This window comes from Pseudoalteromonas sp. HM-SA03 (assembly GCF_002289345.1).
Classification (GTDB): Bacteria; Pseudomonadota; Gammaproteobacteria; order Enterobacterales; family Alteromonadaceae; genus Pseudoalteromonas.
Map to the genome: position 1 here is coordinate 101,405 of NZ_NSDG01000015.1, position 15,511 is coordinate 116,915.

Sequence of the window (15,511 nt, forward strand, 5' to 3'; positions counted from 1 at the left end):
AATTTTTTATATTCAGCCTGAGTTCTTCCATTAAAGAGTGAGCTAACTCAATAATTATCAAAAGCTTAGGTTTTTTAGTTAACAATGGACCTTTTTAGCTAGAAACAGTAGTACTAATTCAAAATTAATTGCTGAGCGGTTTCCATAACCCTAGGGTAGTCTTTTTCAGGCAAGATATCAGCAAGCTCAGCCAATGCTTCACCTAATTTATGAAGTGAGTCTGCTGAAACGTTGATATGCCCCATTTTTCTGCCCGGTTTCGCATCTTTGCCATACCAGTGACTGGTTGCCCCCGGAACAGCAAGAACTTGCGATGGAATGTGACTTTGCCCTAACACATTTATCATCGCGGTTGGGCGAAGCAGGCTTGTATCACCAATCGGTAAACCGGCAACGGCACGAATATGGTTTTCAAACTGGCTCACATGGGCGCCTTGTTGTGACCAATGTCCTGAGTTATGTACCCTAGGCGCTATTTCATTAACCAATAATTGACCTTCAACATCGAAAAACTCAATAGCAAGTACACCAACATAGTCAAGTGCATTCGCGAGTTTTGCAAATGCGTCTTCCGCTTGCGCTTGAATATTGGCTTTCTCTTTGCCCGCAATTGATAGGGTCAGTACACCATTGGTATGCTGGTTTTCAGTCAACGGATAAATTTTACATTCGCCATTTTTAGCGCGCACACCAATAATCGACACCTCACGGTCAAACGGTATCATTTTTTCAGCAACGATAGAGTGAGGCTGTGCTTCAGTGCCTGCTTGCAAAAACTCGGACATTTCGGCCCAAGTACTATCTATTTCAGACTCTGATTTTACTCGCCATTGCCCTTTCCCATCATAGCCTGCCTGACAGGTTTTAACGACCAACGGCATGCCTAACTCATCAATCGCTTTGAGAAAATGCGTTTTATCCGTAATGATTTTGAAAGGAGCACAAGGCACAGATGTTTTATCTAGTAGTGCTTTTTCTTTCGCGCGGTCACCGCCGGTAGCTATTGCTTCTGCGCCAGGGTAGAACTTACCGCTTTGTTCGCAAAGCCCCAAAACATCATGTGGAATATGTTCAAATTCGGCAGTGATGGCATCAGCATTGTCAATGGCTTGCTGTAATGACTCTGGTGTTGTTGCAAAGGTAACGGGGTTTATTACCGTTTGGCTGCCAACATCATAAGCCAACACTTTTATATCAAGATGAGCTGACGATAGACTCATCATACGGGCTAATTGTCCCGCCCCTAAAACAAGAATATTCATGTTATTTCGCAGGATCTGGATTAGCTAGTACAGTTTCTGTTTGTTCTTTTCTGAACGCTTCTACTTTTGCAAAAATTTCTGGCTGCTGACAACCTAAAATTTGAGCCGCTAACAAACCTGCGTTTGCAGCACCAGCATCGCCAATCGCTAACGTACCTACCGCAACACCTTTAGGCATTTGGCAAATTGACAGCAGTGAGTCCACGCCATTTAGCGTTTTTGATTTTACGGGAACGCCAAGTACGGGCAGACTTGTAAATGCAGCTGCCATGCCCGGTAAGTGTGCAGCACCGCCGGCACCGGCAATGATAACTTTTATCCCACGTTCTGCTGCTGTCGAAGCATAGTCCGCTAAAAGCTGTGGAGTACGGTGAGCTGAAACCACTTTAGTTTCATAGTCAATACCAAATTTATCTAACATTTCAGCTGCATGTTGCATTGTAGGCCAGTCTGATTTTGAGCCCATAATGATGCCAACGGTCATAATAATTCCTCGACTAATTTTGAACGATACAGGGCTAAGGTCCTTCACACCTTAGCTGCGGGCATTATACCTGAGTTCGTCTTTAATGCGAAGAATCAACTTATTGCAATTACCACGCGATGGCACCCAGAGTTATTTAGACACTACCAATTCTTCAATACTTAATGCTTTGGCACGCTTAAAGTGAGAGAGAAACGTTTTAGGACCCATAATTAAGCATAACACCGCGAGACCACCTGGGATTAGCACCATTTTTAAAGCAGGGCCAAGAATATAGCTGTAAAAAAAGATAAAAGGGATGAACAGAATGTATCCGATGAATAAGCTCAAATATTGCATAATAACTCCTATTGAAATTTAATGAGCGCGCTCATTTATAATAGTGAGCACGCTCATTATTTGCAAACTTTATCTCTTAAATAATCTGGAATTGTGCTACACTCTCTTCGCAAATAAAAAGGTAACCATATGAAAAAAAGAGAAATTACGTACAATAAAATTCTCAGTGCTAGCTGGCAACTTTTTCAAGACAATGGTTTTGAAAATACCACTACTCGGCAAATTGCCCAAGCGGCAAATGTGGCGACGGGAACGGTTTTCTCTCACTTCCCTACTAAGCTCGACATGCTCAAAGTCGCAATGCATAACCAAATAGATGAACTAATTAATGAAGCGAAAACATCAGATGAGCAGCATAGTGCCAGCTTAAAGTTACGCCACTATGCAAAGTATTTATTTGCTTTTTATCTTCGCAATAGAGATTTCAGTAAAGAGCTGCTTTGTGGGATTATTTGGCATAGTGAATTCTTTACGGGACAACTCAATTTGTTCAAACACTTGTTATTCAGTGAGCAGGAATACAATGAGTTGAAAGCAACCGTTATGATGGATTGCTACTTTATGACCTTGTTAGAAGGGTTAAGCAATGACTGTAGCTCTGTTGATCAAATGCTGCATATATTATCTCAGAAGTTGAAATTGGTTAATCAATAAGCAGTATGATGTGTTCTTTATTGAATATTCATACGAATTTACTTGTGCTTTTGAACTTCTGACCATATAAAGCATCTAGGACTAGTGTAATAAGCAAGTGCTTGGGAAAAGTTACTTAGTTCCTTATTTTTGTCTAACGAGGTCAAAATGAAACGCGTCATCTTATTCCTTATCACTAACTTAGCAGTGATGCTTGTGTTAGGAATTGTGTTATCTATCTTAATGTCTGTGTTTGGTATTTCTAGCCGAAGCTATACAGGTATTATGGTTATTGCTGCCGTATTTGGATTCGGTGGTTCTTTTATCTCTCTTTACATGTCTAAGTGGATTGCAAAGAAATCTACAGGTGCCCATGTTATTGAGCAACCACGAAACGAAACTGAACATTGGTTAGTTGCTACTGTCGCAGAGCAAGCTAAAAAAGCAGGAATTGCGATGCCAGAAGTTGCGATTTATGACAGCCCTGAAATGAATGCATTTGCAACCGGGCCGAGTAAAAATAACAGCTTAGTTGCTGTGAGTACTGGTCTACTCCACAACATGGATCAAGACCAAGCAGAGGCAGTTCTTGCGCACGAAGTGTCGCACGTTGCAAATGGCGACATGGTTACACTTACCTTGATCCAAGGTGTTGTAAATACCTTTGTTATATTCTTCGCTAAAGTATTGGCGGGTATTGTTGATAACTTCTTGAATGGCGATGAAGAAGAGTCAGGTGGAAGCTGGACATATTTTATTTTTGATATGATATTCCAGATCCTCTTTGGTATTCTGGCTTCTGTTGTTGTCGCTTACTTTAGTCGTAAACGAGAATTTGCTGCTGATAAAGGTGCAGCGGATTTAGTCGGTGCGCAAAAAATGCGTTCAGCATTAGAGCGTTTGAAGCACAACCATGAATCGCAATTAGAAGGCTCAATGATGGCTTTTGGTATTGCTTCAGGTAAGTCTATTGCAGACTTCTTTGCTTCTCACCCGCCACTTGATGAAAGAATTAAAGCACTTTCGTAACTCTTTTCACATTCGTACTAGGGCAACGATTAAGTTGCCCTTTTTTATAACTCAATTTTATACAGATTATTTCCAACAGCGCAAAACCCCAAACGTTTGAGTAGGTTCAATGAACGAAGATTATCAGCCGATACATGCGCCAGAATCACATTGAGCTTAAACTCAATCTGGCTTTTGTTTGCAAATAGACAACGTAAAGCTTCAAACATCACGCCTTTACCCCAATAATCAGGTAGTAATTCATAGCCAATATGTAGGCCCTCAATATCACCGTCTTCGTGATAGAAACCAATACAACCAATCACCGCTTTAGTGCTTTTACACACGAGGCAAAAACGACCACCTATACCTTCATATTGACGCTCTATATCCATTTGGATCATGCATTTAAGGTCTACTTCAGTGAGGTTATCGCCGTAATCGTTATACGCTTTTACCTGCGGTAAATTAAGTAACGCTAATAACTGCGGATTATCTTTGTGCCTTATAGGTCTGATGACTAGCCTTGGTGTTTCAAATTCCATAAAATGCTCAGGTCTAAGTATCTGCCGCAATGGTAGCACTTATAGCAGCACATACACCTTTCAATATTATGATCGCTTGCATTGCTTTATAATTTAGCATTTTTGGAGAATGAATATGAGTCAAGAGTTCACCGTTATCCCACCAACGACAAAGGTTTACTGCCCAAAAAGAGGTGAAGGCTGGACTTTAACGGGCATTACAGGGATCGATGAAAATGCATCAGTGATGTTCTCAGGCGTACGCTATACCATCTCAGCAAGAGAAATCGTTGAGTCATTATTGCCAAACTTTAAAAATAGGCAAGAATCAAACAATTAGTACTTTTTAACTATTTAACTGTTGTAAAAGTGTAAATTACGATCAATTATAGCGCTAGATTGCAAAGTTAATAACGGAAGCGCCCGCCTTAAAGGATTAAGTCATCGCATTGAGTTGGACTCAATTGCGAAGACATTGCTTTGTGTTGTTTTAAGTTACAGGACGTAAACTTTTTAGGGCTCCTGCTATGTTAAAAGCATCACTTACAACACTTGGTTTTATCTCAATATTACTTTCCACATACACTTATGCAGATGGTTGCTCAGGTCAGGTTTTTGGTATTAACGCCGGCCGCGGCGATATTGGTATTTTGTTTGGCCTAGATGAGGGTGCAGGACAAGCCAGCGCCAATAGCCGAGCCGCTTTTAGTTCATCGGCACTTGCCTATGATACTAGCAGTGCGCGTTGGTACTATACATCTGCACCAAGACCAATCGATTATAAGGTTGATACCAGTAGCCTCAATTTGCCTGCTGATGCTGATATTCCCATTGAAGGTAAAAAACATCACTATGTTCAACTGGCATATTTTGACGGTAGCAGTCATACCATTGTGGGCAGAACAGCTTATTTGGTGGGATTGGCATATGACAGCACAAACGATAGGCTCATCGGAACGAGCTACGACTCTATTTACAACATAGATAAAAATACAGGGGAAGCAACTAAGCTCTCGGATCTCCCCTCACTAGCAGGAAAATACCGCGGCGATCTTGAGTTTTATAATGGTCGCTTGATTCTAGTCACGAGTGCAGCCGTCTACCAAGTTAATAGCAATGACTTTTCTGTGACTAAATTATCTGATCACGACCTAATTTCCGTTACAGGGGCAAGCGTTAATAGTAATGGAGAGCTTATTATCAGTCGCGTTATCATTAATGACGCCGGACACACCAACAAAAGCGCAATTTATAAATTAAACCCGGATACAGGAAGCACCTGCTATATCAATACATTACCAATACGAGTAAATGACCTTGCATATAACCCAAATGGCAGCAGTACATGCTATACCGTTTCTGGTTGCGGCGGCACACCTACCCCTCCTTCGCCACCGTCTTTTATGGTAAAGAGTATTGAAAACACGGTTTATGAAGGAAATACCCTTAGCTATCAAATTACCTTAAGTAAAGCCTTTGAGCAGGACGTCAGCTTTTCGGTGGCGGTCAATGATGTGACAACGCAATCAAATGACTACGTAGCACCACCTACTTCATTGGTAATACCTACGGGCAGCACAACTGCTACCATTCAAATAGCAACAATAGATGATACTGAGTACACTGGCGATCGGGAACTCTCTTTGGGCGTCACTGGCGTGAGCAATACCTCAGGCAATGAAACCCTATCGGGAAACATACTCGACAATGAAACTGCATGTGTGCCTGACAACTACACGCGGATCAATTACGCGTTTGTCAGAGAAGACTCGTTATTTAATAATGACTGGGGTATCAAAGTAAATGGCCAATATATTAAACTGCTTGATGAATACGGCAGTGCCAGCAGCTATGACATCCTTCAAGGACAATCCTTTACCTATGTGCTCGCTATTGATGGTAACAGTAATGCTCTATCAACCAAGTACCAAGTTTCAGGTACCAACCAACGTTGGGAAGATCAAAACGATAATGATTACAATGACTTTGAGGTTAGTGTAACAACACAAACCATTCAAAAAGGTTGCAATTAACAGACTCAAAGCGGCTTACTACTTTTAGAAGCCGCTTTGTTTAACCTGAACTCAGGATAAGAAGTTAGTTAATCCACTAAAATCACTAAGTTCAAAAGCGTAATATCACTCTAGCCAGAAGTTATTTCTTAATACAAGGCAAATTTGTGCGTCAATAGCTGGNTTTAACGCAGTAGTAAGGAATAACAGCTGCTAGAGAACAAATTATTATCCCGAGTTTAGGTTATTTAATACTAACTGGTGCCTGATTTAAGCTCAAACAACTCTAGTAACGCTGAACGAAGCTGTAGCTTTGGTGTGCCCTCGCTGTAAGGCGCTGTTGCAAGCAACGGACAGTCTAGACGAAGCTTTAAACTTTCAAGGTTTTCTTCAAATACAGACATCTCAGGGTCAATCTGATTTGCTATCCACCCCGCCAGATTCAGTCCTTTTTGCTTGATAGACTCTGCCGTTAAAAACGCATGATTCAAACAGCCTAACTTCATGCCAACCACTAAAATAACGGGAAGTTGTGCTCTGGCGACCCAATCATACAGATATTCATTGTCGTTAATGGGCAATGCCCAGCCACCTGCACCTTCACAAAGTATATACTCAGCGCCCAGTTGCTGAATCTCACTAAAGCGCTCGTGTAGCTTATCGACTGTAATGTCAACATTTACCTGTTTGGCAGCAATATGCGGGGCAATTGGCGGTGCAAAACAAAATGGGTTAACTTGCTCGTAAGTACCGTGCACCGTCGCAGCTTCCATTAAACTGATAGCGTCAACGTTCACTAGTTCACCAAATGCCTCTTCAGCATCTGCTGCAATCGGCTTAAAGCCAAAAGCTTTTTTACCGTGTTTGGCTAACAGTTTTAGTAATAAAGTAGAAATATAGGTTTTGCCTACTTCAGTGTCGGTCCCAGTTATAAAATATGCTTGATTCATTTCCTTAACTCCAAAAATCCGACTTGATAACTTACATCAAAACCATTTTCACTCTCAGGGTAGTTGCTCAGCAGCTGAGCGTAAGCTGACTTGCCTAACAAACCTTGTCGGCGAGAAGTGGTTTTTACATCGTTGGCACCGATATTTTTTACCGAGCGCAGCGCCTTTAATGGCGTGTCATAACTATCAATCAATAACGCTTCTTCCGCCCACGTCACAGCAAATCCGGCCTGTAGCGCAAGGGATTTCAGTGCAGACAGCGAATAAAATGAATTGATATGGCCACACTGATCGATGGCTCGCCATGCGCTATCGATTTCGTTTAACGAGCCGTCTAGCACTGAGCTTAGCAACACTCGCCCTTCTTTTTTTAGTACTTCATACAATTGCGCAAACAACGCTTGCGGGGAATTAGACCACTGAATTGCAAAATTACTAAAGACTAAGTCGATACAATTTGACTGAATAGCGAGTTTATCCATATCACAGCAAACACTATTTGTCGTATTTTCAGCGCTTGCCAACATAGCCAGGCTAAGATCCGCTCCAACATAATGATTCGTGAAGGCGTTTAATCTATGAAAGTTTTCATGTGGCCCGCATCCTAAATCGAGCAACCTAGGAAACATACGCACAGCACCAAGCTCGCTATTTTGCTGTGTTAAACGTGAAAAAAGTATATCTGCAGCCTGTTTTTGCACGTTAGCGTGTTGAGAGTATGATTGCGCGGCTTTTGAAAAGCACTTTGCTGTTTGCGTCTTTTGTGCTCTGCTCATGCTCCCTCCACTAAGGCCGAAACTAATTTGTCTATATCTTCGTGACTGTGCTGTGCCGTTATTGTTATTCGCAATCGTGCAGTATTTTGCGGCACAGTTGGTGGCCTAATAGCCCCAACCCAAAGCCCCTTTTCCTTAAGTTTATGTTGCGCCGCTAATACATTTTCACTGCTACCATACACAAGAGGCTGTATGGCCGTATCACTAGGGATGGGAGATAAGTTAGTTTGTGCAACTAACGACTTAAAATAGTCGATATTTACTTGTAATTTGTGTCTCGCTTCAGATGCAGCAAGCAATTTATTCAGTTGGCATAATGCAACGCTTGCCATAATAGGCGACAACGCCGTTGTATAGATAAACTCACGATTAAATTGCGTCATGTAATTTATCACATCATGACTCGCTAATACCGCAGCTCCTTGACAGCCCATCGCTTTGCCAAAGGTGATCACCAAAATTTCAGGTTTAATGCCGCTTTCAATCGTGCCAAGTCCTTGCGCTCCCACAACGCCAAACGCATGAGCATCGTCGACCATGAGCCACGCAGAATGAGACTGAGCCAGCACACTGATTTCAGATACTGGCGCTTTGTCTCCATCCATAGAAAACACCCCTTCAGTCACGATAAGTTTACTGTCGGCTTTGGTTTTTTCTAATCGAGACCTTAAGTGCGTCAAATCATTGTGATTAAAGCGAACAAGCTTAGCGCTACCCGCTAAACCACCGTCTAACAGGCTGGCGTGGTTGAGCTTATCTTGGAACACCGCAGCGCTTAATTGCTTTTCTTGGGGCGTGAACAATGCCTTTAACACACTGGTATTAGCGGCAAAACCGCTTGGAAATAACAGTGCTGCATCATAACCCAAAACGCTGCAAAGCTTATCTTCTAGCTGACGGTGAATATCAAGATAACCCGTAACAAGCGCCGAACTACGGCTTCCGGCTTCAGTGCATGCGAGCGTGTTAAATTCCAACGAGTCTGCAAGTCCCAGATAGTCATTGCTGGCAAAGTTAATATATTGCTGATCAGCAATTTTAATTCTACTTGCAGAGGCCTTTTCAACCACAATGCGTTTTCTTAGCAACCCTTCAGTGTGACGAGCTGCTAAGGCAGATTGAATATACTCAAACGACATTGATTAGTTGGCTTCGTAAAATAGCTCTGATGTCGCTTTGTCTGCAATTGCAGAGCTTAACGATGCTTCATAGGCCTCATCCGAATAATCTTCACGTTTTTCAGGGTTCATCCCAAGCTTTCTGATGAGATTCATATCGGCGTCTGCTTCCGGGTTTTCCGTGGTTAATAGCTTATCACCATAGAAAATTGAGTTAGCGCCAGCGAAGAAACACATAGACTGCATCTGTTCATTCATTGCCGTTCTACCTGCAGATAAACGCACGTAACTGTGTGGCATCATGATGCGCGCAACCGCGATAGTACGGATAAATTCAAAGTGATCGAGATCATCAACATTTTCAAGTGGCGTGCCTTTCACCTTAACAAGCATGTTAATTGGTACACTTTCTGGTTGCTTTGGCAGGTTTGCTAATTGGATCAGTAAGCCATAACGATCAGATGCCTGCTCTCCCATTCCTACAATACCACCAGAGCACACTTTCATTCCTGCATCTCTTACGTGATCAAGGGTATCAAGTCTGTCTTGATAAGTTCTTGTCGTGATAATTTGCTCGTAGTATTCAGGCGACGTGTCTAAATTATGGTTGTAATAATCAAGGCCCGCTTCTCTTAGCGTGTGCGCTTTTTGATTATCCAGTTTACCCAAAGTCATACAGGTTTCTAGGCCAAGCTCTTTAACTTCTTTCACCATTTTGGCGATATACGGCATATCTCTGTCTTTTGGATCAGACCAAGCGGCACCCATACAAAAACGCGTCGCGCCCTTTTCTTTCGCCAACTTAGCTTGAGTTACAACCTTTTCCACTTCCATCAAACGCTCTCGTTCAAGATCCGTTTTGTAATGACCTGACTGTGGGCAGTATTTGCAATCTTCAGGACAGGCACCCGTTTTGATAGACAGCAAAGTGGAGATTTGAACTTCATTGGGATTGAAGTTTTTGCGGTGAATACTTGCTGCATAAAAAAGTAAGTCGTTAAAAGGCATGGTGAACAGTGTTTTTACTTCTTCATGTGTCCAATCGTGTCTTAGCGCGCCTAATTCCATATTTTCATTCTCTTTTTGTTCTTGCCTAAATTTACAACACGAGTATTTTCTAGTGATTAAATTTAGCGCAGTCAAACTGACGGTGATTGGCTTAGTCTACTTCTTAGCTTAGTATTGTCAACGTTACATGCGCCCACAAGGTTTACAAATGAACAATAAACAAACAATCGATATTGAATTTGATCGCAAGCATATATGGCACCCCTATACATCAATGATTGACCCTCTGCCCGTCTATCCGGCCGCAAGAACATTCGAGAACAAAATTGAGCTTGAAACTGGCGAAACGCTCATTGACGGTATGGCATCCTGGTGGAGTGCTGTGCATGGTTATGGTCATCCAGAAATAATCGCTGCGATAAAAAATCAAGCAGACACGATGAGCCATGTCATGTTTGGGGGCCTAACTCATCAGCCAGCCGTGGAATTATGCAAACTACTCGTGGAGCTAACCCCAGCCCCACTTAATCGAGTATTCCTAGCCGACGGCGGCTCAGTCAGTGTTGAAGTTGCAATCAAAATGGCGATTCAGTATTGGTTGAGTAAAGGCAAAACGAATAAAACCCAAATAATGACAGCCAAAAAAGGCTATCACGGTGATACATTCGCGGCGATGAGCGTTTGCGATCCTGTGAATTCGATGCACGCGATGTACCAAGGCTTTTTACCTGAGCAAGTGTTTGTCAATGCCCCTAGAAGTGAGTTTTACGGCAGCCAAAGTCAAGATGAACTTAACGCGTTAGAAACCGCATTTGCTGCCCATCATGAAAAGGTCGCGGCATTTATCATCGAACCAATAGTGCAAAATGCGGGCGGCATGAACTTCTACCACCCAGAATATCTCAAGGCGATTCGAGCGCTATGCGATAAGTATGAGGTGCTACTAATTTTAGATGAAATTGCGACTGGATTTGGCCGTACAGGTAAAATGTTTGCCTGTGAACACGCAGGGATCTCACCGGATATTATGTGTGTTGGCAAAGCGCTTACTGGCGGAAACATGACGCTCGCGGCCACTTTGACAACAGGAGAAGTGGCTTTAGGTATTAGCCAAGGCGAAGCGAAAGTGTTAATGCACGGACCAACTTTTATGGGAAATCCGCTGGCGTGTGCCGCCGCTGTAGCTAGTTTAACCATCTTAAAGCGCCAAGAAACAATGGCCAATATTGAACGAGTCGCGAGCGCGCTTAACGCACTCAAGCGCTGTCTTAATCTAAGTGCAGTCACTGATGTCAGAGTCCTTGGTGCGATTGGTGTGGTGGAAGTAGAAAGGGTTGTTGATGTTGCAAAAATCCAAAAGTTCTTCATTCAACAAGGTGTATGGATAAGACCATTTGGAAAGCTTATTTATATTATGCCGCCTTATATCACCTCAAATGAAGATATAGAATCACTCATTGACGCAATTTACGCTGCCATTGAAGGCAAACACTTCTAAAACACATTAAAATTGGAATTAGGTCTATTTCATGACCTAATTTCGACAATGTAATCTAAAACGATGGCGCATAATCCGCAAAATTGCGTTATTTCGAACTTTCCTCGCTTTGTACCTGAAATGATATCAATGGCATGTTACCATGGCCGTTTTTATTATTAGCAAGTGAGAAAAGAGACATATTATCTATGCAGCAAACCGTCAAATTGCAGCCAGCTGAAGCTTATCAGCCCCCTCGTTTTACTGTTTACCAACACCGCCAAATCGATAAGATAGAGCAACTGGATAAACTGCCTGAACACCTTCGCTTTCAAATGAAAGTCGTCGCCAACGTGTTTCCTTTTCGCGTTAATAACTTTGTCATTGAAGAGCTCATCGATTGGGATAAAGTGCCTAACGACCCTGTTTTTCAATTAACTTTCCCACAGCGTGGCATGCTGGATGACGAGTCATACGAGCAAATGGCTGACTTGTTAAGTCGCGAACATACACCAGAAGAAGTGTTTAACCTTGCAACCAAAATTCGTCAAAAGTTAAACCCGCACCCAGCAGGTCAAATGGAAAAAAATGTTCCTGAGTATGAAGGTGAACGCGTAGACGGGATCCAACACAAATATAAAGAAACAGTGTTGTTTTTCCCGTCTCAAGGGCAATACTGCCACTCATATTGCACTTTCTGCTTCCGCTGGGCGCAGTTTGTTGGCAAGGCTACCCGATTTAACAATAACGACGCCGAGCTGCTCCACAATTACCTAGCCGAACACACTGAAGTGACTGATCTATTGATGACTGGTGGCGATCCTATGGTAATGCGCACCGTTAAATTGCGTAAATACCTAGAGGCGCTAAAAGAGCCAAGGTTTGACCATATTCGTACCATCAGGATCGGCACTAAATCTCTCACTTTTTGGCCATTTAGATACGTCACCGATCCGGACGCACAAGAGTTGTTAACCTTACTAAAAGAGCTGGTTGATGCCGGAAAGCATGTGTCAATCATGGCGCACGTTAACCACAAACAAGAACTGCGTACTGAAGTCACACGTGAAGCGATTAAACTTATCCGCAAAACAGGTGCACAGATCAGAACACAAGCACCACTTCTAAATAATATAAATGTAGACGCTGATATGTGGGCTGACATGTGGAAAGAGCAAACACAGCTTGGCATGATCCCCTACTACATGTTTATCGAGCGTGATACCGGCGCTAAGCGTTACTTTGAAATCCCGTTACACAAAACGTGGGAAACATTCCGTGAAGCTTATAAGCAAGTCTCTGGTGTGAGCCGCACAGTTCGAGGTCCTTCAATGAGTGCGGGTCCAGGTAAAGTTGAAGTGTCTGGCGTAACCGAAGTCGCGGGCGAAAAAGTATTTGTGCTGCGCTTTATTCAAGCTCGAAACCCTGACTGGGTGCAGCGTCCGTTCTTTGCCAAGTTCGACGAAAATGCCCACTGGTTGGATGACTTAAAGCCAGCATTTGGCGAAGAAAAATTCTTCTGGCAGGACGAGTACGACGCCATGTAAATGTGAAAATATCAAAAAAGCCAGCAAATTTCTGGCTTTTATTTTATTTGGCGCATTTAAATAACCTAGGGTTTGGATAAGGGCTGGGTTAACTCATTGCTTTTAATACTAAGTATAATTATTTCTTTATCTAGCCAGAGCGTTTTACGGATAACTGGCTGCTAAAAGCATTAATTTAAATAAGTCTTAACTGTATCTATCAGGTTTGATTGCTAGAAATTAATCAAATCTGACTGTCGAATAAGGGCCAAATTCGGCCGTTCAACAGCAACATCATATCTTAAACCTAATTGCGATAACGGACACTCGACTGACTCGTATTTGGACAAAATGTTTTAGGTCGTCGGCTGTGTCAGGCGAATTTCGCATAAAATTTCTATGGGCTAACGCCGTCGTAACCGGCTAAAACTAGTTGGCTAAAATTTGTGAGGCACGAACAAAGCCAACTATTTTTGTCCGAGCTTACAACTTTGTTATGAACCGCACCCAGTTGGTATAACTTCTTTAACATCAATAGCGATTGGTAAGTCATTCACCAATTTATATACTGAAATCTTACATGATTGAAAAGCGATGCCTGTCCATAATGCAGAAATACCTTTGCCACCGATCCGCTCATTTACTAAAACATAATTACCACCGAGTTCAGGAGTAAAGTTTACAAAAGGCCAACATGATTTTTCCCAGCCTGAATTGTGCCACTTTATGATTGAGGTCAATGTAATAGGCTCATTAGCAGCTACTTTAATTATTGTGTTTCGTTCGATTTCGCTAAAGGTTGTTTGTGGCCCTGAATTCGTACAGACCACGGGCTCTCCGTTGAAAGGAACCCCTTCCTTAGTCTCATATTTTTTATCCGCGCTAAATTCTATAGTGGCAAAATTTTGGTCTGTAGTATTCTTATATTGCGGAAGCTTTGTGCCAAAAGATTGTTCTGATAATGAAGTGATAGCACACCCAGTGAGTGCAAGTAATGGAAATATAACTACCAATGCCTTAAATTTCACATTTATCTCCTGATAGGTTCTGTTCATAACGCCGCAAGCATCGGTGCGAAGCATCCGACTGCCTTGCCTTGTTAGGCACTTGGCACCCTAAGTTCATAGCTCGTGTATTTTTGACCAAACATCGTGCTTTCGTACACCCGTGATGCTATTTTTGTAAGAAACTTGTATTCAGGGCGAGTATTAAACAAATGCAAAACTACAATTCCGTGGCCCAACTCTGAAGCCCATATCATCATGTCTTTAAACACGGCAGTACCAATTCCCCAGTAGGCTTCATTCAAAACTACTGCGAGCTCATAGGATTCATTTTCAAACTGGATTCCACACCAACCAGCAACAGCCCCATTTACACGTATTCCTCTTACTTTACATCCTTTGGCTGAATCTACACTAAGCTTGCTTGAAACCCATTCAGCCAAAGATTGTTCGTTGAATTTATCGTGTGATACCAAGTGCTCACGGATCTTGTCTTTATTTAAGATTGAAAGCAATTCACCCTGATCAAGATCTTGCAAATTTGTATATTCTATTTTTATCATAAATGAACTTATTGTTGCCTAACGCCATGCGCAGCGGAACAAACCGGTCCGACTGGCTCTACTGGTTATATGATTTCGAGGGCATCAGCTCAAATACCAACATCTGAGACGCTTCCATAATCGAAGACAATGGATTTTCTCTGCAATAATTATCAATATAGGCCATTGCGGCATCGGAATCAGTCACTTTTTGCGCTTTTCCTGAAGCCTCTAGAACCAAGCCAGTACCGGTAATGAAACCTAAAACCCACACCTCTTGGTATCTGGAATTCATAGACTTGCTAGCTCTTTCTTTTGTCCATTGGCCACATGAATTGTTCCCAAATCCATATGTCATTGCCGCATGAGATGAGAACGATGAAATAGAAACAATAAGTGCAATGGCAACAGTTTTCACATTAAACATTTGAATCCTTATTTTTTATCAATATTGCATTAGCTAGTTTAAACCTTATCGGTGCGACTGCAATTCCTCTAAAAGAGCATCAAGACTTTCCACTAAATCCACATCTACCGAATTTACATTCAGTGCGCTAACCAGATAGTCTTCGACACTATTATTCGCTCAATTTCCGGTATTTCTTGGAGCCAGGTCTTTGACAGCAACCTGTTCAATTCTTCCGCTTCAGACGGTGACAGCACTTCATCATCCTGGAGCAACAAATCGCTGAAGCAACAAATCGCTGACACCCACCTCTAATTTGCACCTTCCTAAGATACCACCTAAGCTTTAGCTCTGCACTCAATGGGTTGAGGTGTAGTGGTCAACTAATTCCGGACAGTGAATTAAGTTTTTCTTCTGCTACTGCTGGAGCTTGCATATCGTT

17 protein-coding genes are annotated in these 15,511 nt (G+C 42.3%); 6 read left to right on the top strand and 11 right to left on the bottom strand.

Annotated elements, in window-relative coordinates:
- Positions 1 to 113 precede the first annotated feature (113 nt).
- The 3 genes from CKO50_RS02690 to CKO50_RS02700 form a co-directional block, all read right to left on the bottom strand.
- Positions 114 to 1,262 carry a 5-(carboxyamino)imidazole ribonucleotide synthase gene (locus tag CKO50_RS02690; protein WP_095726896.1) on the bottom strand — a complete coding sequence of 383 codons (1,149 nt, stop codon included), beginning with the start codon at positions 1,260 to 1,262 and terminating at the stop codon, positions 114 to 116.
- Position 1,263: 1 nt separating this feature from the next.
- Positions 1,264 to 1,746 carry a 5-(carboxyamino)imidazole ribonucleotide mutase gene (gene purE, locus CKO50_RS02695; RefSeq protein ID WP_010372883.1) on the bottom strand — a complete coding sequence of 161 codons (483 nt, stop codon included), beginning with the start codon at positions 1,744 to 1,746 and terminating at the stop codon, positions 1,264 to 1,266.
- 132 nt (positions 1,747 to 1,878) lie between these two features.
- A complete protein-coding gene (locus CKO50_RS02700) occupies positions 1,879 to 2,085 on the bottom strand; it encodes a hypothetical protein (RefSeq protein ID WP_095726897.1) in 207 nt (68 codons plus the stop codon).
- A 129-nt stretch (positions 2,086 to 2,214) separates the two neighbouring features.
- Here CKO50_RS02700 and CKO50_RS02705 point away from each other — a divergent pair, with 129 nt between their 5' ends.
- Both CKO50_RS02705 and htpX read left to right on the top strand, forming a co-directional pair.
- Positions 2,215 to 2,739 carry a TetR/AcrR family transcriptional regulator gene (locus CKO50_RS02705; RefSeq protein ID WP_095726898.1) on the top strand — a complete coding sequence of 175 codons (525 nt, stop codon included), beginning with the start codon at positions 2,215 to 2,217 and terminating at the stop codon, positions 2,737 to 2,739.
- Between the two features lie 147 nt (positions 2,740 to 2,886).
- Positions 2,887 to 3,747: a protease HtpX gene (gene htpX, locus CKO50_RS02710; RefSeq protein WP_095726899.1), complete on the top strand. Its 861-nt coding sequence runs from the start codon at positions 2,887 to 2,889 to the stop codon at positions 3,745 to 3,747.
- A 44-nt stretch (positions 3,748 to 3,791) separates the two neighbouring features.
- On the opposite strand, the gene CKO50_RS02715 is transcribed toward htpX, so the two are convergent.
- The gene (locus tag CKO50_RS02715; protein WP_095726900.1) at positions 3,792 to 4,271 is read right to left on the bottom strand and encodes a GNAT family N-acetyltransferase; all 480 of its coding nucleotides are present in this window, start codon (positions 4,269 to 4,271) and stop codon (positions 3,792 to 3,794) included.
- Positions 4,272 to 4,386: 115 nt separating this feature from the next.
- On the opposite strand from CKO50_RS02715, the gene CKO50_RS02720 reads away from it, so the two are divergent.
- Together CKO50_RS02720 and CKO50_RS02725 are read left to right on the top strand one after the other, a co-directional pair.
- A complete protein-coding gene (locus CKO50_RS02720; protein WP_095726901.1) occupies positions 4,387 to 4,590 on the top strand; it encodes a hypothetical protein in 204 nt (67 codons plus the stop codon).
- Between the two features lie 187 nt (positions 4,591 to 4,777).
- A complete protein-coding gene (locus CKO50_RS02725) occupies positions 4,778 to 6,283 on the top strand; it encodes a hemolysin (protein ID WP_095726902.1) in 1,506 nt (501 codons plus the stop codon).
- Between the two features lie 233 nt (positions 6,284 to 6,516).
- On the opposite strand, the gene bioD is transcribed toward CKO50_RS02725, so the two are convergent.
- From bioD to bioB, 4 genes are read right to left on the bottom strand one after another with little or no spacing between them, the layout of a single operon-like run.
- A complete protein-coding gene (gene bioD / locus CKO50_RS02730) occupies positions 6,517 to 7,212 on the bottom strand; it encodes a dethiobiotin synthase (protein WP_095726903.1) in 696 nt (231 codons plus the stop codon).
- On the bottom strand, positions 7,209 to 7,988 hold the full coding sequence (locus CKO50_RS02735) for a methyltransferase domain-containing protein (RefSeq protein WP_095726904.1): 780 nt from the start codon (positions 7,986 to 7,988) through the stop codon (positions 7,209 to 7,211). The genes bioD and CKO50_RS02735 overlap by 4 nt, the downstream gene beginning before the upstream one ends.
- The gene (locus tag CKO50_RS02740; protein WP_095726905.1) at positions 7,985 to 9,127 is read right to left on the bottom strand and encodes an 8-amino-7-oxononanoate synthase; all 1,143 of its coding nucleotides are present in this window, start codon (positions 9,125 to 9,127) and stop codon (positions 7,985 to 7,987) included. The genes CKO50_RS02735 and CKO50_RS02740 overlap by 4 nt, the downstream gene beginning before the upstream one ends.
- A 3-nt stretch (positions 9,128 to 9,130) precedes the next feature.
- Entirely contained in the window at positions 9,131 to 10,174 is a 1,044-nt protein-coding gene (gene bioB, locus CKO50_RS02745; protein WP_010379433.1) for a biotin synthase BioB, read from the bottom strand.
- A gap of 148 nt (positions 10,175 to 10,322) precedes the next feature.
- On the opposite strand from bioB, the gene bioA reads away from it, so the two are divergent.
- Both bioA and CKO50_RS02755 read left to right on the top strand, forming a co-directional pair.
- On the top strand, positions 10,323 to 11,612 hold the full coding sequence (gene bioA, locus CKO50_RS02750) for an adenosylmethionine--8-amino-7-oxononanoate transaminase (protein WP_095726906.1): 1,290 nt from the start codon (positions 10,323 to 10,325) through the stop codon (positions 11,610 to 11,612).
- Positions 11,613 to 11,800: 188 nt separating this feature from the next.
- Entirely contained in the window at positions 11,801 to 13,138 is a 1,338-nt protein-coding gene (locus tag CKO50_RS02755; RefSeq protein ID WP_039495850.1) for a KamA family radical SAM protein, read from the top strand.
- A 473-nt stretch (positions 13,139 to 13,611) separates the two neighbouring features.
- Here CKO50_RS02755 and CKO50_RS02760 read toward each other — a convergent pair whose 3' ends face one another.
- The 3 genes from CKO50_RS02760 to CKO50_RS02770 all read right to left on the bottom strand — a co-directional run bounded on the left by CKO50_RS02760 (position 13,612) and on the right by CKO50_RS02770 (position 15,090).
- On the bottom strand, positions 13,612 to 14,145 hold the full coding sequence (locus CKO50_RS02760; RefSeq protein ID WP_141240118.1) for a hypothetical protein: 534 nt from the start codon (positions 14,143 to 14,145) through the stop codon (positions 13,612 to 13,614).
- Positions 14,146 to 14,216: 71 nt separating this feature from the next.
- A complete protein-coding gene (locus CKO50_RS02765; protein ID WP_095726908.1) occupies positions 14,217 to 14,684 on the bottom strand; it encodes a GNAT family N-acetyltransferase in 468 nt (155 codons plus the stop codon).
- 58 nt (positions 14,685 to 14,742) lie between these two features.
- A complete protein-coding gene (locus CKO50_RS02770; protein WP_095726909.1) occupies positions 14,743 to 15,090 on the bottom strand; it encodes a hypothetical protein in 348 nt (115 codons plus the stop codon).
- Between the last annotated feature and the right edge of the window lie 421 nt (positions 15,091 to 15,511).

Bases quoted from the DNA above. Each gene is read 5' to 3' on its own strand.
- CKO50_RS02690 (WP_095726896.1), bottom strand. From the start codon at position 1,262: ATGAATATTCTTGTTTTAGGGGCGGGACAATTAGCCCGTATGATGAGT.
- purE (WP_010372883.1), bottom strand. From the start codon at position 1,746: ATGACCGTTGGCATCATTATGGGCTCAAAATCAGACTGGCCTACAATG.
- CKO50_RS02700 (WP_095726897.1), bottom strand. From the start codon at position 2,085: ATGCAATATTTGAGCTTATTCATCGGATACATTCTGTTCATCCCTTTT.
- CKO50_RS02705 (WP_095726898.1), top strand. From the start codon at position 2,215: ATGAAAAAAAGAGAAATTACGTACAATAAAATTCTCAGTGCTAGCTGG.
- htpX (WP_095726899.1), top strand. From the start codon at position 2,887: ATGAAACGCGTCATCTTATTCCTTATCACTAACTTAGCAGTGATGCTT.
- CKO50_RS02715 (WP_095726900.1), bottom strand. From the start codon at position 4,271: ATGGAATTTGAAACACCAAGGCTAGTCATCAGACCTATAAGGCACAAA.
- CKO50_RS02720 (WP_095726901.1), top strand. From the start codon at position 4,387: ATGAGTCAAGAGTTCACCGTTATCCCACCAACGACAAAGGTTTACTGC.
- CKO50_RS02725 (WP_095726902.1), top strand. From the start codon at position 4,778: ATGTTAAAAGCATCACTTACAACACTTGGTTTTATCTCAATATTACTT.
- bioD (WP_095726903.1), bottom strand. From the start codon at position 7,212: ATGAATCAAGCATATTTTATAACTGGGACCGACACTGAAGTAGGCAAA.
- CKO50_RS02735 (WP_095726904.1), bottom strand. From the start codon at position 7,988: ATGAGCAGAGCACAAAAGACGCAAACAGCAAAGTGCTTTTCAAAAGCC.
- CKO50_RS02740 (WP_095726905.1), bottom strand. From the start codon at position 9,127: ATGTCGTTTGAGTATATTCAATCTGCCTTAGCAGCTCGTCACACTGAA.
- bioB (WP_010379433.1), bottom strand. From the start codon at position 10,174: ATGGAATTAGGCGCGCTAAGACACGATTGGACACATGAAGAAGTAAAA.
- bioA (WP_095726906.1), top strand. From the start codon at position 10,323: ATGAACAATAAACAAACAATCGATATTGAATTTGATCGCAAGCATATA.
- CKO50_RS02755 (WP_039495850.1), top strand. From the start codon at position 11,801: ATGCAGCAAACCGTCAAATTGCAGCCAGCTGAAGCTTATCAGCCCCCT.
- CKO50_RS02765 (WP_095726908.1), bottom strand. From the start codon at position 14,684: ATGATAAAAATAGAATATACAAATTTGCAAGATCTTGATCAGGGTGAA.
- CKO50_RS02770 (WP_095726909.1), bottom strand. From the start codon at position 15,090: ATGTTTAATGTGAAAACTGTTGCCATTGCACTTATTGTTTCTATTTCA.